Consider the following 19,645-nt stretch of genomic DNA (forward strand, 5'->3'; position numbering starts at 1 on the left):
ATGCGTGTACAGGCGACGTGTGCATAAGGGCTGTGTCTCGCGAGTCACGGCGGGCTCCCCGACGAATCGTGTTGACATTCCTATACTATCGGTGGGTATTTATCCCTGCATTTAGTAGCGGACCGTATGAACGCAATCGAGGTCACGAACGTCACGAAGCGATTCGGTGACGTCACCGCCCTGAACGACCTCTCGCTGACTGTCGAAGACGGCGAAATCTTCGGCTTCCTGGGACCGAACGGGGCCGGAAAGTCGACGACGATCAACCTCCTGCTCGATTTCATCCGGCCGACCGACGGCACCGTCTCCGTGCTCGGCATGGACGCCCAGGCGGAGAGTAAAGCGATCAGACAGCGCCTCGGCGTCCTCCCCGAGGGATTCACCACCTACGACCGCCTCACCGGTCGTCAGCACCTCGAGTTCGCCATCGAGTCCAAAGACGCGACCGAGGAGCCGGACCTGTTGTTCGAGCGGGTCGGCCTCTCTCCAGAGGACGGCGACCGCAAGGCCGGCGGCTACTCGAAGGGGATGTCCCAGCGACTCCTGTTCGCGATGGCCCTCGTCGGCGACCCGGACATGCTAATCCTCGACGAGCCCTCCACCGGCCTCGACCCCAACGGCGCCCGCGAAATGCGCCAGCTCATTCGCGAGGAGAACGACCGCGGGACGACCATCTTCTTTTCGAGTCACATCTTAGAGCAGGTCGAGGCGGTCTGTGATCGCGTCGGAATTATTCGAAACGGCGAGATGGTCGCCGTCGACAGCGTCGAGGGGCTTCGCGACTCCGTCTCGACGGCCAGCCAACTGCGTATCGAGACCGACCGGATTACCGAACCCGCGCTCGAGGCCGTCCGCGCGCTCGAGGGGGTCGAACGCGCCGAAGCTCTCGAATCCGGTTCGGACGGGGCGGTCGTCGCCGTCGAGACGACGGGCTCGAAGACGGCGGTGCTCAGCGCACTCGAGGATGCCGGTATCGTCGTCCAGGACTTCTCGACGGCGGAGGCGTCACTCGAGGACGTCTTCCAGCGGTATACGGAGGTGACGGCATGAGCGTTACCGCCATTGTCCGGAAGGATTTCCGGGACGGGATCCGCTCGCGTCTGCTGTGGGCGCTGATGGCGCTGTTCTTGCTCTCGATGGGTGGATTCACCTACGTCGCTACTCGCGGGTTCGAGGGACAGTCTGGTGACTCGGGCGTCGCGCTGTTCGCGTTGCTCGGTCTCTCCGTGGTCGCTGCTATCATCTTCCTGGTTCCGCTGACCGGCCTCGTGGTGAGCATCAAATCCATCGTCCGCGAACGAGAACTCGGGAGCATCCGCATTCTCCTCTCACTGCCCCACACCCGCCAGGAAGTGATCCTCGGCAAGTTTATCGGCCGCGCCGGTCTGCTGACTGCCGCGATTCTCGCCGGGTTCGTCCCCGCAGCGATCATCATGTTCGTTCAGACCGGCGAGTTGCCGTTCTTCGAGTACGTCGCACTCGTGTTCGTGACCATCTGTTTCGGCGTCGTCTTCGTCGCCATCGGCCTCAGCGTGTCGGCGTTCACCAGCACCGAGACTCGCGCCACCATCGGCGGCGTCGGCGCGTTCTTCCTGCTGTACTTCTGGCAGAGCCTGTTCGGGTACGTCAACGGCCGACTCGAGTTGTTCTCGGGCGACCTGCTGCTCTTCATCCAGCGCTTCGACCTGTTCGTCGTCTTCCTGGACTCGCTGATGGCGCTCCTTTCGCTCCGACACGACATCCCGAACACGTCGTTCGTCGGCGGGCCGCTCTTCGTCGAGAATCCGGAAGCGGTCGATGCAATCTCTCAGCCGTTCTACCTCCAGCACTGGTTCGCGTTCGTGATTCTCGCGCTCTGGATCGCGGTTCCGCTCGCAATCGGGTACGCCCGGTTCGAAAAGATCGACCTGTAGTGCGTCGCTCGGTACCCGCCGACCGCCTTTGCCTTTGTCCCTTCTCGAATCCTCGCCGCGAGCCCCCGACCGGATCAGACTTCGATACCCCGCTGCTCGAGCAACGCCCGAAACGCGTCCTCCTCGAGTACGTCCACGCCCCCCTCCTCGGCGTCTGAGACCTTCGTCGTCCCCGGATTCTCGCCGGCGACGAGGTAGTCGGTGTTGCCGGAGACGCTCCCCGTCGCGTTCGCGCCGTAGGCTTCGACCAGCTCCTGGGCGTCGCCTCGGGTCATTCCTCCAAGACTCCCCGTGAAGACGAACGTCAGGCCCGCGAGTTCGTCGCTACCGTCCTCGAGGTCGCCTTCCTGTGGGGAGACGTGCTCGAGCACGGCGTCGACGACCGCCGCGTTCGCCTCGCTCGCGAAGAACTCGTGGATCGTCTCGGCCACGGTTTCGCCCACGTCGTCGACGCCCTCGAGTCTCGCGGGGTCGTCCTCGGCGACCCGGCGGAAAGCCCGGAAGGAGCCGAATTCGCGGGCCAGCTCGCGAGCGGTCGTCGGCCCCACGTGGGGGATGCCGAGTGCCGAGAGAAAATCCGCTAACGGCGGCTCGCGACTCGCCTCGATTTCGTTCACCAGGTTCTCGACGCTCGTCTCACCCCACCCCTCGAGGTCGCGGAGTGCGTCTCGCTTTTCCGGTAACTCGTAGAGGTCGGCGACGCTCTCGAGCAACCCCGCGTCGACCAGCTGTCGGACCGTCTTCTCGCCCAGCCCCTCGAGGTCCAGGCCGTCGTCGCTCGCGTAGTACTCGATCGATCGCCGACGCTGGGCGTCGCAGGCCAGGCCGCCCGTACAGAACGCCAGCGGGCCGTCGTGTTCGACCGTACTCCCGCAGACGGGACACGTATCGGGCAGTTCGTAGTGTCCCTCGCTCCCCTTCTCGACGACCTCCTTGACGTAGGGGATGACGTCGCCAGCACGCTGGACCCTGACGGTGTCGCCCACGTTCACGTTCTTCGCGGTGATCTCCTCGGGGTTGTGGAGGCTCGCTCGCGAGACCGTGACGCCGCCGACGTCGACCGGCTCGAGGAGCGCGACCGGCGTGACCCGCCCCGTTCGCCCGACCTGGACGGCGACGTCGACGATGGGCGTCACCTCCGCGCGGGCGGGGAACTTGTAGGCGTAGGCCCAGCGGTCGTGGCGGGCCGTCTGCCCGAGTTCCTCGCGGGCCTCGCGGTCGTCGACCTTGATCACGACGCCGTCGATCTCGTAGGGGAGGTCGTCGCGTTCCTCGAGCAGGCGGTCGCGGTAGTCGATGGCCTTGTCGATCGCGTCTCGGGGGTCCCCCGCTCGATCGTTCGCGGAACGTCGATCCGCGCTTTCGACGAGTTCGACGCGGTCGTTGGTCCGGAGGCCGTACCGGGGAAAGTCCTCGAGTTCTTCGCGGTGACTGTCAGCGAGGTCACTCGCTGTGAGTACGTCGAAGTAGAACACCTCGAGCGGGCGCTCGGCGACGACGGCGGGATCGAGCTGACGGATCGTCCCCGCGGTCGCGTTCCGGGGATTGGCGAACGGCTCCTCGCCGCGCTCGATGCGCTCGCGGTTGTGCGCCTGGAAGGCGTTTTTTGGCATGTACACTTCCCCGCGGACGGCGAAGGATTCCGGCGGATCGTCGTGCAATCGCTGGGGGACTGAGCCGATCGTTCGGGCGTTTCGCGTCACGTCGTCCCCTTCGCGGCCGTCGCCGCGGGTGACCGCCCGCTCGAGGCTCCCGTCCTCGTAGACGAACTCCATGGAGACGCCGTCGAATTTGGGTTCACAGACGTAAGCGATCTCGTCGTCGTAGCCCGCGTCGCGAAGTTCCCGGCGCACGCGCTCGTCGAACTCCCGGACGTCGTCGGCCTCGCCGCTGGCGTCGATGGAGAGCATCGGCGCGACGTGTTCGACCGTCTCGAAGGCCTCGAGCGGTTCGCCCCCCACCGCTCGGGTGGGGCTGTCGGGGTGAGCGAGGTCGAATTCGTCCTCGAGTTCCTGCAGGCGAGAGAAGAGTCGGTCGTAGGTACGGTCGGCGATAATCGGATCGTTCTCGACGTAGTACCGGCGGTCGTGTTCGCGGATGGCCTCCCGCAGGCGTTCAACCTGCACCTCGACTGCCTCGAGGTCGAGGTTTTCGACCGGATCGAACTCGACCGGCGGATCCCGGAGGTAGGGATTCTCCGTCGTCGGTGTGGACATTACCCGAGCGTTCGTCCCGATCCGATTAAAACGTGGGCTTCGCGAGTCGTCACTTCGAGAAGACGCTGTCGGCCGTCGCCGCCCCGACGACGCTGAAGATCGAGCCGACGCTGATCGCCTTGGCGGTGATCACTGCAACCTGGGTCGAGGTTTCGGCTTCCTCGATAAACGTATCGGGTGCGTCGAAGAGCAGCGCCAGGATTGTGACCGATCCGAACGAGATGAGCATGAGGGAGATAAATCGCAGCGGGATGCCGCCGACTTCCTTCTCCACGTCGGGATTGCGCCTCGAATCTGCGGCGTACAGCGCCGCGTACCCGATCGCGAAGACGACGCCGACCGTCGCGAGCGCTTGCACGAGGTGCATATTCGACGCGAGAACCCAGACCTCCTCGGTGACGACGAACGGCCCCGCCAGCAGGAATCCGCCGACGAGTTGCTGGGCGGAGTCGGCCACCCGGAACTGGGGCGGCCGATGAGGACGACGAAGTTGCATGCTCGAAGTAGCGGACGACTCGTCAAGTATCGCCCGATCTCGAGACGGCTACGGCTGTCGAGGGTCGGCCGTTTCAGTGCTCCCATCCACCGGTTGGGCGTTTCGACCGGCTCGACGAGAGTGTACCGCTGTCGGCCGGGGTGGTGCCGAACTCGTGCGCTCGACAACGAAGCCATCGTCGACGCGCTGGCGGACGCCGTCGCCGACGCCGAAGCGGGCGTGGAGTTCGCGGCCTATTCAGTAATTGTGTATGACTTGAATAGATATTGTGGACAAAATATTAGTAGCTGTTTCACAACGAGTCACGTATGACGGCAGGACCGCCGATCGCCGACCTTCACTTCGACGACGCACCGGACGTTGATTCCGTTCCCGGGCCGAAAACCCGGTCGCTGCTCGAGAAACAGCGGGACATAGACAGCAGCGCGGTCGCGTACCCGAACGACATTCCGATCGCGTTCGAGGAAGGGAAGGGAGCGACGGTCCGCGACGCCGACGGCAACACGTACATCGATCTCTTCGCGGGGATCGGCGTGCTCAACGTCGGCCACGCCAACCCCTACGTGCTCGAGGCCGTCCACGAACAGGCCGACAAGTTCGTCCACACGGTCGACTTTCCGACCGAGGCACGACTCGAGTTGATCGAAAAACTCGACGAGATCGCCCCGGACGGGCTACAGGGACAGAACAAGGTCGTCTTCGGCGGTCCGACTGGGAGTGACGCCATCGAGGCGTCGATCAAACTCTCGAAGTACAACACCGGCGGCGACGGCCTCATCGCCTTCCGGGGGGCGTACCACGGCGCGACGACCGGCGCGATGAGCGTCACCTCGAACAAGAAGTTCAAGGGCCACTACACGCCCCTGCTCGCAGACGTCGTTCACGCGCCGTACCCCCATCCGTTTCGCCAGGACAAGACGCCCGACGAGGCCGTCGACCACGCGCTCGAGGAGGTGCAGGCGATCGTCGAGGATCCTTACGGAGGACTGGCCAACCCGGCCGGGATCATCGTCGAGCCGATCCAGGGCGAGGGCGGCATCGTCACGCCGCCGGCTGGGTTCCTGCAGGGGGTACGCGATATTGCCGACGACAACGACGTCGTGCTCGTCTTCGACGAGATCCAGAGCGGTCTGGGCCGTACCGGTCAATGGTGGGCCTGCGACTGGGAGGGCGTTACCCCGGACGCCATGACCTCCGCGAAGGCCCTCGGCGGGGCGGGATTCCCGCTGTCGGCCACCATCTACCACGAGGATCTCGACACCTGGGGGCCAGGCGACCACGCCGGCACCTACCGCGGCCACGTTGTGGGAATGCGCGCCGGGGCCCGCGCCATCGAGTACATCCAGGAGCACAATCTCTTGGCCCACGCTCGGGACCTCGGCGAGTACATCCAGAGCCGACTCCTGGAGGCCGCCGAGGAAAGGGATCGACTGGCCGACGTCCGCGGGAAGGGACTGTTCATCGGCGCCGAGTTCGTCGACGCGAACGGGACGCCGGACGGCGATCTCGTCGACGCGATCCAGCAGTACTGTTTCGAACGCGGCGTCCTCGTCTGGACGGCCGGTCGCCAGGGGAACGTCCTCCGGTTGCTCCCGCCGTTGGTCCTCACCCGCGACCTGGCCGAGACGGCGCTCGACGTCGTCGTGGAGGCGATCGAACACGTGACTGAAGCCAAACGCGTTGCCTGACAACGTCCAGTTCGAACGCCATCGAAACGGACGGCACACCGAGCAACGACAACCCCCGACCCCAGGGCGTCCGAGCGGGAAACACGCTTTACGTTTTTGGCTGCGGCCCCGTCGACTCCGAAACGGACGAAGCCGTCGACGGCGACATCGCCGCGCAGACCGTCTACGTTTTCGAGAACGTCGCTGTCGTGGTCGAGGAGGCCGGTGGCGAGGGCCTCGCCGACATCGTCACGTGACGACTACGTGACCGACCTCGGGGACTACGGTCGCGTCAACGAGGCCTACGGCGCACGATTCGGCGAGGAGCCACCCGCAAGCGTTTGCGTCGAGGGCTCGAAAGTACCCGATGACGTTCGGATCGGGGTAGACGCGGTCGCTTTCCTCGCGTAGTGGGGTCGGTTCGCGTCTTCGCGGAGGTACGATAGTCGGGTTGGCCCGTGTCTCCGCGGAGGTGTGGCTCGGATCGGTTCACCGTCGACTCGGCGCAAAGACGAGGTGTCACACGTTACCCATAGTTAAATATTCGCCAGTCCTATCATCACCAGGTATGCCCTACGACGCACACACGAGCGTGGTCGACCTCCGTCGGGCGTTTCACCGGCATCCGGAACCCGGCTGGCGCGAGTTCCGGACGACCGCCCGCGTCGTCGAGGAACTCGAATCCCTCGACGTCGACGACATCGTGATCGGACGAGAGGCGCTCGCAGCCGACAAGCGGATGGCCGTCCCGTCGGCCGCCGAACTCGAACCCTGGCTCGAGCGGGCCCGTGGGGCTGGCGTCCGATCGGATCTCCTCGATCGAATGAAAGGGGGTTACACGGGGGTCGTCGCGGTGATCGAGCAGGGGCCAGGGCCGACGGTCGGGCTGCGGGTCGACCTCGACGGCATCTCGATGGCGGAGTCGACCGACGACGACCACCGACCGACCGCCGAGGGGTTCCGATCGGAACACGAGGGCTACATGCACGCCTGCGGCCACGACGCCCACATCGCGATCGCCCTGGAGACGATCGACGCGGTAGGGAACAGCGACTTTTCGGGGACGCTCAAGGTGTTCTTCCAGCCGGCCGAGGAAATCTCGGGCGGGGGAAAGGCGATGGCCGAGGGTGGGTACGCCGACGACCTCGATTACCTGTTCGCGCTCCACATCGGTCTCGATCACCCGACGGGAGAGATCGTCGCGGGCATCGAGAAACCCCTGGCCATGGCACACCTGACGGCCACGTTCGAGGGGGCGAGCGCTCACGCCGGGAAGGCGCCGAACGAGGGCGGCAACGCGATGCAGGCGGCGGCGACGGCGATTCAGAACGCCTACGGCATCGCCCGCCACAGCGACGGCATGACCCGGGTGAACGTCGGCCGCATCGAAGGCGGCACCGCGAGCAACGTCATCGCCGAGGAAATCACGATCGAGGCGGAAGTCCGTGGCGAGACCACGGGGCTGATGGAGTACATGCGAACGGAACTCGAGCGCGTCTGCTATGCAGCCGCGGAGATGCACGACTGCGACGTAACCCCGCGAGTCATCAGCGAATCGCCCCGGGCGGACAGCGACCCGGCACTGCGCGAACTCGTCGCCTCGGTCGCGCGGAACGTCCAGGATGTCCACCAGGTGACCGAGACGACCGACTTCGGCGTCAGCGAAGACGTCACCTACCTGATGGAACGCGTCCAGGACGGCGGCGGTCTGGCGTCGTACGTCCTCGTTGGGACGGACCACCCGACGAACCACCACACGCCGACGTTCGACGTCGACGACGAGAGCCTCGAAATCGGCGTGGCGGTCCTGTCGGACGCGATTCGGGCGTGCTCGCGTCAGCGGCCGTAGTACGGCCAGGTGGGGATCGGTACGGCTCGGCACGGCCAGGTACGGCCAGACATGGCCAGAATCGTGCTCTCCTGGACGCCTCCTCGTCTCGTCATGTTCGTTCGATCAGAAGGATTAATCCGCGGGCTCCCCGTGTATTGGTTATGAGCCAGGACGACGTGCCGGCGTCCCTCCGGACGGCAGCGGACTCGGATCGGCCGCGGGGCATTCTCACCCCCTCCGATCGCGACTTCCTGCTCGGTCGGAAGACGGACTACACCGATCACTCGAAGAAACAGAAGCGCAATCGGATCCGGCGCCGGGTGCGAAATGCGGTTCTCGACTTCAGCATTCTCTTTGCCTACATGGAAGAACGTGACCGCGAGACGGTGTTCGATCCCGACGACGAGGACCGCGACGCCTACACCCAGGGGATCACCGACGTGCTCGCCTTTCTACACCTCGGGACGATGGGCTATCACACGCCGTTCAAGGATATGCTCTCGGAGGGCGTCGGCAAGGCCGAACAGCGCCTGGCCGGGTCGAACTATCGGATGGTCAACGTCGAGTTCAACGTCGAACCGGTCGGCCAGATCGACGTCGACGCGGTGATCGAGAAACTCGAGAACGAGGAGTTCGCTCAGCTCACCGACGAGGAACTTCGCGCGTTCGTCAGGTTGTTGACGATGTCCGAGGGATTCTCACCCGAGACGGCCCGCGAGGAGATCAAAGATCGCGTCGATGAGTTCGCCGAGCGGGTGGCCGAGAGTGCCGAGGCTCGAGAGCGGACGCTCGAAGAGTTGACGAACTGACGGCCGTTATTGCCATCGAACTCCGTTTTCAGAGCCCAGTTCGTCGTTCCCGACGATCGTTCGTAGCGTCTGGCTCCGATAGCAGGTAGACGGGACTGACACGTTAACTACCATCTGTTTCACCGTCGAGCACTGTTTGGACCCTGGACCGTTCCCCCGAAATTCGGCGCGACGCGGCGCGGTAATTCTCGCACGCTGTTCGTCTCTCAAGTGGACGAGAATAAACGCAATCCGTAGATGGTTTGTGAGAGTGAGAAACACTTATTGTATACGACGTAAATGGTAGCGGTATGCCAACACGAAGCATGGCTACCTGTGGGTGGAGGCTCAGTCAACCAGTGGGCTGTCGCTCGGTTCGGGGGGTGAGTCGGAATGAGTGACGCCGAGAGGGGAGCGATCGATCAGTTCCGGGAGGAGATCGATCCCATCGTCTTTGCGTTCGGGGCGTTGCTGACCGTCGGCGTGATCGCGGCGTTCTTCATCAGCCCCGATACCGTCGAGCAGGGGATCGGGTCGCTGAACGATTCGATGCTCGGCGCGTTCAACTGGGCGCTGCTGGTGATCGTGTTCCTGATCGTGGTCTTCCTTCTGTTTCTAATCGTCGGACCCTGGGGACGGATCAAACTCGGTGACGAGGATCCCGAGTACAGCTTCCTGTCGTTCTTCGCGATGTTATACTCGGCTGGCTTCGCTGCGGGTGTCGTGTTCTGGGGGCCGACCGAGGGACTGTTCTATTACGATAGTCCCTCGCCGCTGTTCAACGTCGAGGGTGGGACGGCCGAAGCGATCCCCATTGCGATCCAGCAGACGCTGTTCCACTGGGCATTGCCCCAGCTAGCCGTATTTACGATCATGGGAATCGCGATCGGGTACTTCGCGTACAACTACGACTCGGTCCCGTTGCGCGTATCCTCGGCACTGACGCCGATTCTCGGGAAGGAAAATCTCGATGGACCGGCGGCCAAAGTCATCGACATCCTCGCCGTCTTCGCGACGATCGGCGGCGTGGCGACCTCGCTGGGATTCATCGGTAGCCAGTTCGTCACTGGCCTCGACTACCAGTGGGGAATCAGTATGGGGAATATCGGAATCCTCGCCGTCGTAACGATGATGACGTTGCTGTTTACGATCTCGATGGTTCTCGGTGTCGACAAGGGAATCCGACGCCTCTCGAACTTTAACATGGTCCTATTCGTCGTGCTTATGCTCGCGACGTTCATCGTTGGGCCGACGCTGTTTCTGGTATTGCTCGGTTCTCAGGCCCTCGGCGGCATGATTACTGACTTCGTCTCGATGAGTCTCTTCACTGGCGCCGGGCCGATGGGCAACGGTGATCCGGCAGCTACCGAGTGGATGAACGCCTGGACGGTCTTCTACTGGGCGTGGGCGCTGTCGTGGTCCCCGTTCGCGGGACTGTTCATCGCCCGCATCTCCAAGGGACGGACCGTCCGCGAGGTCGCCTTCACCGGCATCGTCGCGACGTCGGCGGCGACCATCCCGTGGTTCACGTTCGTCGGCGGGACGGCGGTGTGGGCCCAACATAATGACGTCGCGGACTTCGGCGCGGTGCTCTCCGGTGATGCCGGCGCCGAGATTTCCGGCTTCATTCTCTTCGAGGCGTTGCAGTTCACGATCGACTTGAGCGCCGTCGGACTCGGCACGTACGCCATCCCGGTCGGCGGGGTTCTGATCTACATGTTCCTGATCCTCGTGACGACGTTCTTCGTCACGTCCGCGGACTCCTCGACGCTGGCCGTCTCGATGATGACGACCGGCGGGAAGGCCAAGCCGTCGACCATCAACCGAGTCTTCTGGGGCGTCGTCCTCGGAATGACCGCCGCAATCTTGATGATCCTCGGCGGCAGCGGCAGTGCGAACACGCTCCAGCAGGCAGCGATCATCACCGGCACTCCCTTCGCGTTCGTCTGCTTCCTCGCGATGCTCGCACTGATCAAGGACTTCGGCTCGAACTACGGCCGCGTGTTACTGCAGGACGAGACCGTGCTCATCGGTTCGAGCAGGAAAACGGAAACTGATTCACCGCCAACCGGCCCCGGCGGCCCCGTCGAATCCGACGACGACTGAGTCGCCTGCGGCTATCGGCCTCGCTGCCAGTCGCCCCTCCCCTTCCGTGTTTCGTCCCGCTTTTTCGTGCGACGGACCGACTCGTTCCCTGCCCTATACCAAGATTTAATGTACGGCGTATACATAATCTGTGTATGGATAGGGACACCGCGGAACCCGATGCGGACGCGCTTCCGGGTCCGAACGCCCAGCGATGGGTCGACTTCCATCAGGCGCACTCCGCGCCCAGCGAGTACTCCCACGACTTCGTCTGGGATATCACGCGCGAGGCCGACGGCCCGTTCGTCACGGACGTCGACGGAAACGTCCTGCTCGATTTCACCTGCCACATCGGTGCTGCACCCCTCGGCTACAACAACGAGAAGGTCCTCGACAAACTCGAGGCGTTCGACCTCGTCGAACCGATGAAAATCGCCGGCCAGGACCTGTACTTCGGCGCCGGTCCCACGCCCGAGGAGTCGGCGGTACCTGGCTCGAGTCACCTCATGGAGAAGTTGGTCGAAGTCTCGAGCCAGTACGGGATGGACACAGTGTTCCTCTCGAACTCCGGCGCAGAGGCGATGGAGAACGCGATGAAGATCACGAACGACCACCGCGCCCCGGCGAAGTACGGCGTCGCCTTCGCCGGCAGCTTTCACGGCCGGACGCTCGGCACGCTCTCGATCACGAAGTCCAAAGAGGTCTACACGCGCCACTACCCCCAGATCAGCGGGATCGAGACGGTACCGTTCTGCGCCGATCGCGGCTGTGACGCCGACAGTTGCGACTGCGGCTTCTTCGCCGGCGGCGACTCCCAGCTCCGCAGTATGCTCGCGCCCGAGGGCGGCCACATCGACCCCGACGAGATCGCCTTCCTCGCGCTCGAACCGATCCAGGGCGTCGGCGGCTACCGCTTCCCCAGCGAGGCGTTCATGCAGGAGGTGGCGGACGTCACCGACGAGTACGACATCCCCCTGGTCGTCGACGAGATCCAGGCCGGTCTCGGTCGCACCGGCGAGATCTGGGCCTCGGATCACTACCCGATCGAACCCGACGTCATCGCGAGCGCGAAGGGACTTCGCGTGGGCGCGACGATCTCGCGTTCGGAGGTCTTCCCCGACGAGAAGAACCGGCTCGGCTCGACCTTCGGCGGCGGCGACCTGCTCGGCTCGATGATGGGCGCGTTCACGCTCGAGGCCATCCAGGAGTACGACCTGCTCGACAACGCCACCGACCGTGGCGAGCAGGCGAAAGAACTCCTGCGCGACGACGCACCGGAGTACGTCGAGGACGTCCGCGGCAAGGGGCTGATGCTGGCCGTCGAGTTCGATACCCCCGAGCGCCGGAGCGCCGTGGTCGAGGCCGCCCTCGAACGCGGCCTCTTGACCCTGGGCTGTGGCAAGAAGACGATTCGGCTGCTCCCGCCGCTCGACTCGAGCGAGCGCGAGATCGAACTGGGTATCGGCATCTTCCTCGAAGCGATCGAGGCGGTCGGGCCGAGCGCAAAAGTGGCCGATTGAGACGGCGCTCGTCGAGAATCGGCGGTCGCTTCGACGCTCGTTCTCGATGTCGCCTCGATGTGATTCAGCGATCGACTCGACGGTGATCGACTCGAGAGCGATTCGCTCGCTCCCGATAGTCGCTCACTCACCTTCCACGTCCGTCGAACTACGACTCTGTCGCGGTTCAACGCGCCAGGAACGGGCGCTCCGCCGCTCAGTCGATCGAGCGCTCGACCACTGACACGCCCTCGAGGCCGTCCAGCGACTTGAGTACGTCCTTGAGGTGCTCCCGTCCGCTCCCCTCGAGACCAATGGTCACCGGAACTCGATTCGGTTCGTCGACGGGACCGCGTCGTGCGCGCTCGAAGACGTCCAGTTCGGCGCCCTCGGACCCGACGGTCTCCGCGACGTCACCGACGATCGAGGGCCACCCGTCGACGGCCAACCTTGCCTCGACGTAGCGTCCGAGTTCGTGCAGACCGGTCCGTGTCAGTTCCGCGTGTTCGGTGAGGCCGACGTTGCCCCCGGAGACGATCACGCCGACGTGTACTCCCTCGAGATCGAGGCTCGCTTCGTCCGACAGCGCGGCCGCAAGCGGCGTCGCACCCGCGCTTTCGACAACGGTCTTCGCGCGTTCGGCCAGCAACGTCACCGCGGCCGCAATCTCCCGGTCGGTGACGCTGACCACGTCGTCGACGACCTCGCGGGCGATGGCGAAGGTAGTCCCCAGCATCCGGGTGTCGGCGATGCCCTCCGCGACGGTGTCGACGGTCTCGAGTTCCCGAATTTCGCCCCCCTCGAGCGAGGGCTTCGCGTGAGCGGCTCCCTCCGGCTGGACCCCGATCACGCGGATCTCGGGATCGTGGGCCTTCAGCACCGTCCCGATGCCCGAAATCAGCCCGCCGCCGCCGATGGCGACGAGGAGGGTGTCGATCTCGGGGTACTGCTCGAGCAACTCGAGGCCAATCGTTCCCTGGCCAGCGATAATCTCCTCATCGTCGAAGGGGTGGACGAACGTCTCGCCGGTCTCGTCGGCCCGCTCGAGGGCGTACTCGTACGATCGCTCGTAGATGTCGCCCTCGACGACCACCTCGGCGCCGTAGCCACGAGTAGCCTCGATCTTCGTGGCGGGGGTCACCTCGGGGACGACGATGGTCGTCTCGATGCCGAGCAACTGGCCGGCCAGCGCCACGCCCTGGGCGTGATTTCCCGCACTCGAGGAGACGACCCCCGCTTCTCGCTCCACGTCGGAGAGCTGGGACATCTCGTTGTACGCACCTCGAATCTTGAAGGAGCCCGTTCGCTGGACGTTCTCGAGTTTGAGACCCACCGAGGCCGCGCCGCTCATCTCGGCGAAGGTGCGCGACGTGTCGAGCGGGGTGCGGTGGACGACGTCGTCGATGCGCTCCCGGGCCGCCTCGACGTCCGCGAGGGTAACGCGACTCTCGCTCATGCCTCGCTCTCGTCGCGACGAGACACCGGATGCCGTCGCTCGAGTTCGCGGATCGTCTCGACGAGCACGTCGACGCCGTGTGCGAGACTCCGCTCGTCGACGTCGAACGTCGGCGTGTGGTGACTGGTGGGGTGGTCGGTGCCGACGATGAGGTACGATGCGAGCCCGCCTTCCTCCTGGACGCGCTCCATCAGGAAGGTCGCGTCCTCGCTCGCGCCGAAGTCGGCCGAGGGGAGCACGCACTCGACGCCCGCCACCTCGGTCGCGACCTCGCTCACGAGCGCCTGCAGTTCGGGGTCGCTGTCGGCCCGCGGCGATTTGCTGACGATTTCGACGTCCGCCCGACAGCCGTGGAGCGTCGCGGCCGATTTGATCGTCCGCTCGAGTCGCTCCTTCACGTACTCCATCAGCGCCGTGGTCTCGCCGCGGGCTTCGGCGACGATGTGGGCCCGTTCGGCGATGACGTTGCTCGCGGTTCCCGCCTCCGCACGGCCGACGTTCACGCGGGTCATCCCGTCGCTGTGGCGGGGGATGCCGTAGGCGTTCTCGATCGCCGTGGCCATGGCGTGTAAGGCGTTGTCCCCCTCGTTGGGGGCCTTTCCCGCGTGTGCAGAGGTCCCCTCGATCGTCGCGTCGACGTGGCACATCGCCAGGGGTTTCTCGATACCCGCGACGATCTCCCCCGTCGGGTGATCGAGGCCGACGTGAATCGCGAGCAGGTAGTCGAGGTTCGCCGCGAACTCGCTCTTCGCCATCGGACATCCGCCGCCGCCGGCCTCCTCGGCTGGCTGGAAGAAGACGACCAATCGTCCGCCGAAGTCGCTCTCCACGATCGCCTCGAGCGTGGCCAGCCCCCAGGTCATGTGGGCGTCGTGGCCGCAGGCGTGCATCGTGCCGTCGACCGCCGACCGAAAATCCTCAGCGACCGGTTCGTGATCCGCGTCGGTCGATTCCTCGATGAACAGGCCGTCGATGTCGACTCGAAGCCCGATGGTCGGCCCGTCGCCTCGATCGAGTACCGCGACGACCCCCGTGTAACCTCCCTCCATCCGGTCGAGGAGGTCCTCGCGAACACCGGCCTCGCGCGCCCGCTCGAGCCAGGGCTCCAGTTCCTCGTCGTCGGGAACGGCCATTCGGTCGGCGGGGTCGTACGCGTCCGCCCCGACGGCGAGTTCGTCGACCTCGAGGGATTCGAGTTCCTCGACGACGCGGGCGGTCGTCCGGAACTCGCGCCAGGCCGGTTCCGGATGCCGGTGGAAGCTGCGACGGAGGGCGACGAGTCGGTCCCGTATCGGCTCGCTCATGCGAGACGCTGACGCGACCCACGCACTTAATTATACACAATCAGTGTTAACGACGGGTACACAAAAAGGATAAGGGAGCGTGTGACAACCGTAGCGTACGAACGTTTCAGGGACGGTGGGCCGTCGCTGTGACAGAGGATTATTCACATGAGCACGAACCCAGACATCGTCGTTCTCCGGGAGGGTACGGAAGGCCTGTCGATGGAATCGTACGCCGAAACGCTTCGCGGGCGCCTCCCCGAACGCACCATCGCGCTCGCTCGCACGCCGGCGGCCGAGCGCGAACTCGTTTCGCAGGCGCGAGTGGTGACCGGAATCACGATCGAGGAGGCCATGCTCGAGTACGCCGACTTCCTCGAGTTGTTCGCGTGTACGTTCGCCGGGACCGACCACGTCCCAATGGATGCGCTGGCCGACCACGGCGTCGCCGTGACCAATGCGGGTGGCATCCACGCACCCGGCATCGCGGAGCAGTCCATCGCTAACATGCTCGTCTTCGCGCGAAACCTCCACGAGGGGTGGCGCCGCAAGCAAAATGGCGAGTGGCGCCACTTCCAGTCCCACGAGTTCACCGACAGCACCGTGACGGTCGTCGGCCTCGGCTCGATCGGCCAGCAGATCGTCACACGGCTCGAGGGGTTCGACGTCGAGACGATCGGCATCCGGTACACGCCGTCGAAGGGCGGCCCGACCGACGAGGTCCTCGGTTTCGAGGCGGACGACGTGCACGAGGCGTTCTCGCGCAGCGACTACGTCGTCCTGGCGTGCCCGCTCAACGATACGACCCGCGGCCTCGTCGGCGAGGCGGAACTAGCGACGCTCCCGCCGAACGCCGTCGTCGTCAACGCCGCTCGAGGAGGGCTCATCGACACCGACGCGCTCGTTTCGGCGCTGCAATTCAATGGCATCCGGGGGGCCGCTCTCGACGTCACCGACCCCGAGCCACTGCCCGGCGACCACCCGCTGTGGGACCTCGAGAACTGTCTGATCACCCCGCACACGGGCGGCCACACGCCGAAACACTGGGATCGGCTGGCCGACATCGTCGCCCACAACGTCCGCGCGCTGGAGTCGGGCGACGCCCTCGAGAACGCCGTCCTCGAGCCGACGTCGGGGTGACCGACGGTGGCTACCGACGATCCCGCCTCCACGACCGACCGCACCGACCAAACGGGGGAAGTGGCCTCCAACCAATCCGATTCGGCGGCGGATCGAGGACCCAGTCCCGCGGCGGATTCGCGAGCGAACTACGACTACGTCGGCGGGGCCGTCGATCGACCGGCTCTCGTCTCGGATCTGGACGCCCGAATCGACGGCGAGGTCCGATTCGACGAGTACACCCGTCAGCTGTACGCGACCGACGCGAGCGCGTACGAACGGACGCCCGTCGGCGTCGTTCTGCCGCGATCGACGGCGGACGTCTCGAGCGTCGTCGGCTACTGCGCTCGCCGCGAGATTCCCGTCTTGCCCCGCGGCGCCGGCACGAGCCTCGCCGGCCAGGCGGTCAACGAGGCCGTCGTCCTCGACCTCACGGCGCACATGGACGCAGTCGGCACGATCGACCCCGACGAACGCCGGGCGACCGTCCAGGCAGGGGCCGTTCTCGCCGACCTGAACGCGGCGCTCGAGCCCCACGGGCTGAAGTTCGCGCCCGACCCTGCCGCCGGCAACCGCAGCACGGTCGGCGGCGCCATCGGAAACAACTCGACGGGCGCCCACTCGCTGCAGTACGGCAAGACCGACGCCTACGTCGAGACGTGCGAGGTCGTCCTCGCCGACGGCTCCGTCGAGCGCTTCGGCGAGGTGACGGTCGCCGACCTCCGGGACACGGCGGACCCGGACGGCGACCTGCTCGACCGAATCTACGAGGCGTTGCGCCGCGTGATCGACGAGGAGGCAGGCGCTATCGGCGAGGCCTTCCCGCAACTGAAGCGCAACGTCTCGGGGTACAACCTGGACCGGCTGGTCGCGGAGGCCTACGGGCGGCCCGACGCGTTCGACGAGCGTGGCGACGGCCCGCTCGTGATCGACGGCGATCCCGACCCCGACGCGACGGTCAACCTCGCCCGGGTGCTCGCCGGCAGCGAAGGAACCCTCGGCGTCGTGACGGAAGCGACGGTCTCGCTCGAGCCCGTGCCCGAGACCACGTCCGTGGCGCTGTTGACCTACCACGACCTGCTCGAAGCGATGGCCGACGTCGATACGATCGTCCGCAACCACGATCCGGCGGCGATCGAGGCGATCGACGACGTGCTGATCGACCTCGCCGAACGAACCGAGGAGTTCGCGGCCGTCGCCGAACGACTCCCCGCGGGCACCGAAACCGCCTTGCTCGTCGAGTTCTACGCCGAGGACGACGACCACGGCCGCGAGCAGGTTGCGGACTTGCTGTCTGACCGCCTGCCGGACACGGACGTCCCGGATCCGGGGGCCGACGAAGCGGATTCGGAAGACCAGGACACCGCGGCAAACCCGGAGCGCGACCCCGTCCGGGCCTTCGACGCCATCGAAGCCCACGACCCGCAAGGCATCGCCGAACTCTGGAAGCTCCGCAAGAGCGCGGCCCCAATCCTCCTCTCGCGAACGTCCGACGCGAAGCACATCTCGTTCATCGAGGACACGGCCGTCCCGACCGAGAACCTGGCGGCCTACGTCGCGGACTTCCAGAACGTCCTGGAGGAGTACGACACGTTCGCCAGCTTCTACGCCCACGCGGGGCCGGGCTGTATGCACATGCGCCCGCTCGTCGACACCAAGAGCCCGGCTGGACTCGAGGCGTTCGAGTCGCTCGCGGACGACGTCACCGACCTCGTCGTCGAGTACGGCGGCTCGGTGTCGGGCGAGCACGGGGACGGCCGCGCCCGCACGCAGTGGAATCACAAGCTCTACGGCGACGACGTGTGGGACCTCTTTCGCGACCTGAAGACGGCGTTCGACCCTGACTGGCTGCTCAACCCCGGGAACGTCTGTGGCGACCACGACATGACCGAGCACCTCCGGTTCGACCCCGACTACGCGTTCGACCCGGGGCTCGAGCCGAGCCTGAACTGGGACAACGAGAACGGCTTCCAGGGGATGGTCGACCTCTGTCACGGCTGTGCTGGCTGTCGGAGCGGCCAGGAGACGACCGGCGGCGTGATGTGTCCGACGTTCCGCGCGGCCGAGGAAGAGAGCCTCAGCACCCGCGGCCGCGCGAACGCGCTCCGGGGGGCGATGAGTGGCGAACTCGACGCCGACGCGGTCGACGAGGAGTTTCTGGCCGAAATTGTGGACCTCTGTATCGGCTGCAAGGGCTGTAAGCGCGACTGCCCGAGCGAGGTGGATATGGCAAAGCTCAAAGCCGAGGTGGAACACGCCGCCCACCAGCGAAACGGGGCGTCTCTCCGGGACCACCTCTTCGCGAACGTCGACCGGCTCAACGCCGTCGGCTCGGCGCTTGCGCCGCTGTCGAACTGGGCTGCGTCGCTACCGGGATCGGGGACGGTCGCCGAGAAAACGGTCGGAATCGCCCGTGAGCGCGATTTCCCGACGTTCGCGAGCGAGAGCTTCGAGGACTGGTTCGAGGCGCGCGGTTCCCGAATCCCGCTCGAGGCGGCGGACCGGAAGGTGCTCCTCTTTCCGGATACGTACACGAACTACAACCATCCGCGGGCCGGCAAGGCGGCGGTGCAGGTCCTCGAGACGACTGGCGTTCACGTTCGACTTCCCGACGGCGTGACCTCGACCGGACGTCCGGCCCACTCGAAGGGGTTCCTCGACCTCTCCCGCGAACGCGCCCGGACTAACGTCGACGCGTTGACGCCGTTCCTCGAGGACGGGTGGGAGGTCGTCCTGGTGGAACCCTCCGACGCGGTCATGCTCCAGTCGGATTATCTGGACCTGCTGTCGGGTCCCGATGTGGAACGACTCTCGAGGAACACCTACGGCGTCTGTGAGTACCTCGATCGATTCGACCTGGCCGGCGAACTGCCGGCCGACGGGGCCGGCCGTCGTCTGACCTACCACGGCCACTGTCACCAGAAGGCGACGAAGAAGGACGGTCACGCCGCAGCCGTCCTCGAGACCGTCGGCTACGAAGTCGACGTTCTAGATTCAGGCTGTTGTGGGATGGCCGGCTCCTTCGGCTACGAGGCCGAACACTACTCGCTCAGTCGGGCCATCGGCGACGTCCTGTTCGATCAGGTCGACGCGAGCGACGGGGAGGTGGTCGTCGCTCCAGGGGCGTCCTGTCGAACGCAGCTCTCCGCACACGACGGCTGTGACGAGCCGCCACACCCCATCGAGACGGTGGCGGCGGCGCTGTCGGCCGAGTGACGGCCGATCGCTTCGACCCGGTTCGGCGAAATTTCGCCCTGGAGTCAGCGACGAACGGTGACTGGCGCCGAACTGA

General features: G+C 65.6%; 13 protein-coding genes and 1 pseudogene. 10 read left to right on the forward strand and 4 right to left on the reverse strand.

Annotated features, from left to right (window positions below; genetic code table 11):
• Positions 1-126: 126 nt before the first annotated feature.
• Both NGM15_RS13025 and NGM15_RS13030 read left to right on the forward strand, forming a co-directional pair.
• Complete coding sequence (locus NGM15_RS13025; protein ID WP_253431687.1) at positions 127-1,050, forward strand: ABC transporter ATP-binding protein; 924 nt, start codon at positions 127-129, stop codon at positions 1,048-1,050.
• On the forward strand, positions 1,047-1,913 hold the full coding sequence (locus NGM15_RS13030; protein WP_253431689.1) for an ABC transporter permease subunit: 867 nt from the start codon (positions 1,047-1,049) through the stop codon (positions 1,911-1,913). Before NGM15_RS13025 ends, NGM15_RS13030 begins: the two co-directional genes overlap by 4 nt.
• Positions 1,914-1,987: 74 nt before the next feature.
• On the opposite strand, the gene ligA is transcribed toward NGM15_RS13030, so the two are convergent.
• Together ligA and NGM15_RS13040 are read right to left on the reverse strand one after the other, a co-directional pair.
• Positions 1,988-4,129, reverse strand: coding sequence for an NAD-dependent DNA ligase LigA (ligA, locus tag NGM15_RS13035; protein WP_253431692.1), 2,142 nt, complete (start codon positions 4,127-4,129; stop codon positions 1,988-1,990).
• A gap of 49 nt (positions 4,130-4,178) precedes the next feature.
• Positions 4,179-4,625 carry a DUF2391 family protein gene (locus NGM15_RS13040; RefSeq protein ID WP_253431694.1) on the reverse strand — a complete coding sequence of 149 codons (447 nt, stop codon included), beginning with the start codon at positions 4,623-4,625 and terminating at the stop codon, positions 4,179-4,181.
• Positions 4,626-4,933: 308 nt separating this feature from the next.
• On the opposite strand from NGM15_RS13040, the gene NGM15_RS13045 reads away from it, so the two are divergent.
• From NGM15_RS13045 to NGM15_RS13070, 6 genes and pseudogenes are all read left to right on the forward strand, one after another.
• A complete protein-coding gene (locus NGM15_RS13045) occupies positions 4,934-6,313 on the forward strand; it encodes an aspartate aminotransferase family protein (protein WP_253431697.1) in 1,380 nt (459 codons plus the stop codon).
• Positions 6,310-6,703: pseudogene (locus NGM15_RS13050) on the forward strand (Rid family hydrolase). The gene NGM15_RS13045 and the pseudogene NGM15_RS13050 overlap by 4 nt, the downstream one beginning before the upstream one ends.
• Positions 6,704-6,860: 157 nt before the next feature.
• Entirely contained in the window at positions 6,861-8,141 is a 1,281-nt protein-coding gene (locus NGM15_RS13055; protein WP_253431700.1) for an amidohydrolase, read from the forward strand.
• A gap of 143 nt (positions 8,142-8,284) precedes the next feature.
• Complete coding sequence (locus tag NGM15_RS13060; protein ID WP_253431703.1) at positions 8,285-8,932, forward strand: DUF8102 family protein; 648 nt, start codon at positions 8,285-8,287, stop codon at positions 8,930-8,932.
• Between the two features lie 372 nt (positions 8,933-9,304).
• Positions 9,305-11,017 carry a BCCT family transporter gene (locus tag NGM15_RS13065; protein WP_253431706.1) on the forward strand — a complete coding sequence of 571 codons (1,713 nt, stop codon included), beginning with the start codon at positions 9,305-9,307 and terminating at the stop codon, positions 11,015-11,017.
• Between the two features lie 134 nt (positions 11,018-11,151).
• Positions 11,152-12,516, forward strand: a complete 1,365-nt coding sequence (locus NGM15_RS13070; RefSeq protein ID WP_253431709.1) for an aminotransferase class III-fold pyridoxal phosphate-dependent enzyme — start codon at positions 11,152-11,154, stop codon at positions 12,514-12,516.
• A gap of 196 nt (positions 12,517-12,712) precedes the next feature.
• Here NGM15_RS13070 and ilvA read toward each other — a convergent pair whose 3' ends face one another.
• Positions 12,713-13,951 carry a threonine ammonia-lyase gene (gene ilvA, locus NGM15_RS13075; RefSeq protein ID WP_253431711.1) on the reverse strand — a complete coding sequence of 413 codons (1,239 nt, stop codon included), beginning with the start codon at positions 13,949-13,951 and terminating at the stop codon, positions 12,713-12,715.
• A complete protein-coding gene (locus NGM15_RS13080; RefSeq protein ID WP_253431713.1) occupies positions 13,948-15,255 on the reverse strand; it encodes an amidohydrolase in 1,308 nt (435 codons plus the stop codon). The genes ilvA and NGM15_RS13080 overlap by 4 nt, the downstream gene beginning before the upstream one ends.
• 147 nt (positions 15,256-15,402) lie before the next feature.
• On the opposite strand from NGM15_RS13080, the gene NGM15_RS13085 reads away from it, so the two are divergent.
• Entirely contained in the window at positions 15,403-16,374 is a 972-nt protein-coding gene (locus NGM15_RS13085) for an NAD(P)-dependent oxidoreductase (RefSeq protein WP_253431716.1), read from the forward strand.
• 6 nt (positions 16,375-16,380) lie between these two features.
• Positions 16,381-19,569, forward strand: coding sequence for an FAD-binding and (Fe-S)-binding domain-containing protein (locus NGM15_RS13090; protein ID WP_253431719.1), 3,189 nt, complete (start codon positions 16,381-16,383; stop codon positions 19,567-19,569).
• Positions 19,570-19,645 lie beyond the last annotated feature (76 nt).

It is taken from the genome of Natronosalvus halobius (genome assembly GCF_024138145.1).
GTDB lineage: Archaea > Halobacteriota > Halobacteria > Halobacteriales > Natrialbaceae > Natronosalvus > Natronosalvus halobius.

Excerpts from the sequence above, each read along its gene's own strand:
- NGM15_RS13025 (WP_253431687.1), top strand. The coding sequence starts at position 127 with ATGAACGCAATCGAGGTCACGAACGTCACGAAGCGATTCGGTGACGTC.
- NGM15_RS13030 (WP_253431689.1), top strand. The coding sequence starts at position 1,047 with ATGAGCGTTACCGCCATTGTCCGGAAGGATTTCCGGGACGGGATCCGC.
- ligA (WP_253431692.1), bottom strand. The coding sequence starts at position 4,129 with ATGTCCACACCGACGACGGAGAATCCCTACCTCCGGGATCCGCCGGTC.
- NGM15_RS13040 (WP_253431694.1), bottom strand. The coding sequence starts at position 4,625 with ATGCAACTTCGTCGTCCTCATCGGCCGCCCCAGTTCCGGGTGGCCGAC.
- NGM15_RS13045 (WP_253431697.1), top strand. The coding sequence starts at position 4,934 with ATGACGGCAGGACCGCCGATCGCCGACCTTCACTTCGACGACGCACCG.
- NGM15_RS13055 (WP_253431700.1), top strand. The coding sequence starts at position 6,861 with ATGCCCTACGACGCACACACGAGCGTGGTCGACCTCCGTCGGGCGTTT.
- NGM15_RS13060 (WP_253431703.1), top strand. The coding sequence starts at position 8,285 with ATGAGCCAGGACGACGTGCCGGCGTCCCTCCGGACGGCAGCGGACTCG.
- NGM15_RS13065 (WP_253431706.1), top strand. The coding sequence starts at position 9,305 with ATGAGTGACGCCGAGAGGGGAGCGATCGATCAGTTCCGGGAGGAGATC.
- NGM15_RS13070 (WP_253431709.1), top strand. The coding sequence starts at position 11,152 with ATGGATAGGGACACCGCGGAACCCGATGCGGACGCGCTTCCGGGTCCG.
- ilvA (WP_253431711.1), bottom strand. The coding sequence starts at position 13,951 with ATGAGCGAGAGTCGCGTTACCCTCGCGGACGTCGAGGCGGCCCGGGAG.
- NGM15_RS13080 (WP_253431713.1), bottom strand. The coding sequence starts at position 15,255 with ATGAGCGAGCCGATACGGGACCGACTCGTCGCCCTCCGTCGCAGCTTC.
- NGM15_RS13085 (WP_253431716.1), top strand. The coding sequence starts at position 15,403 with ATGAGCACGAACCCAGACATCGTCGTTCTCCGGGAGGGTACGGAAGGC.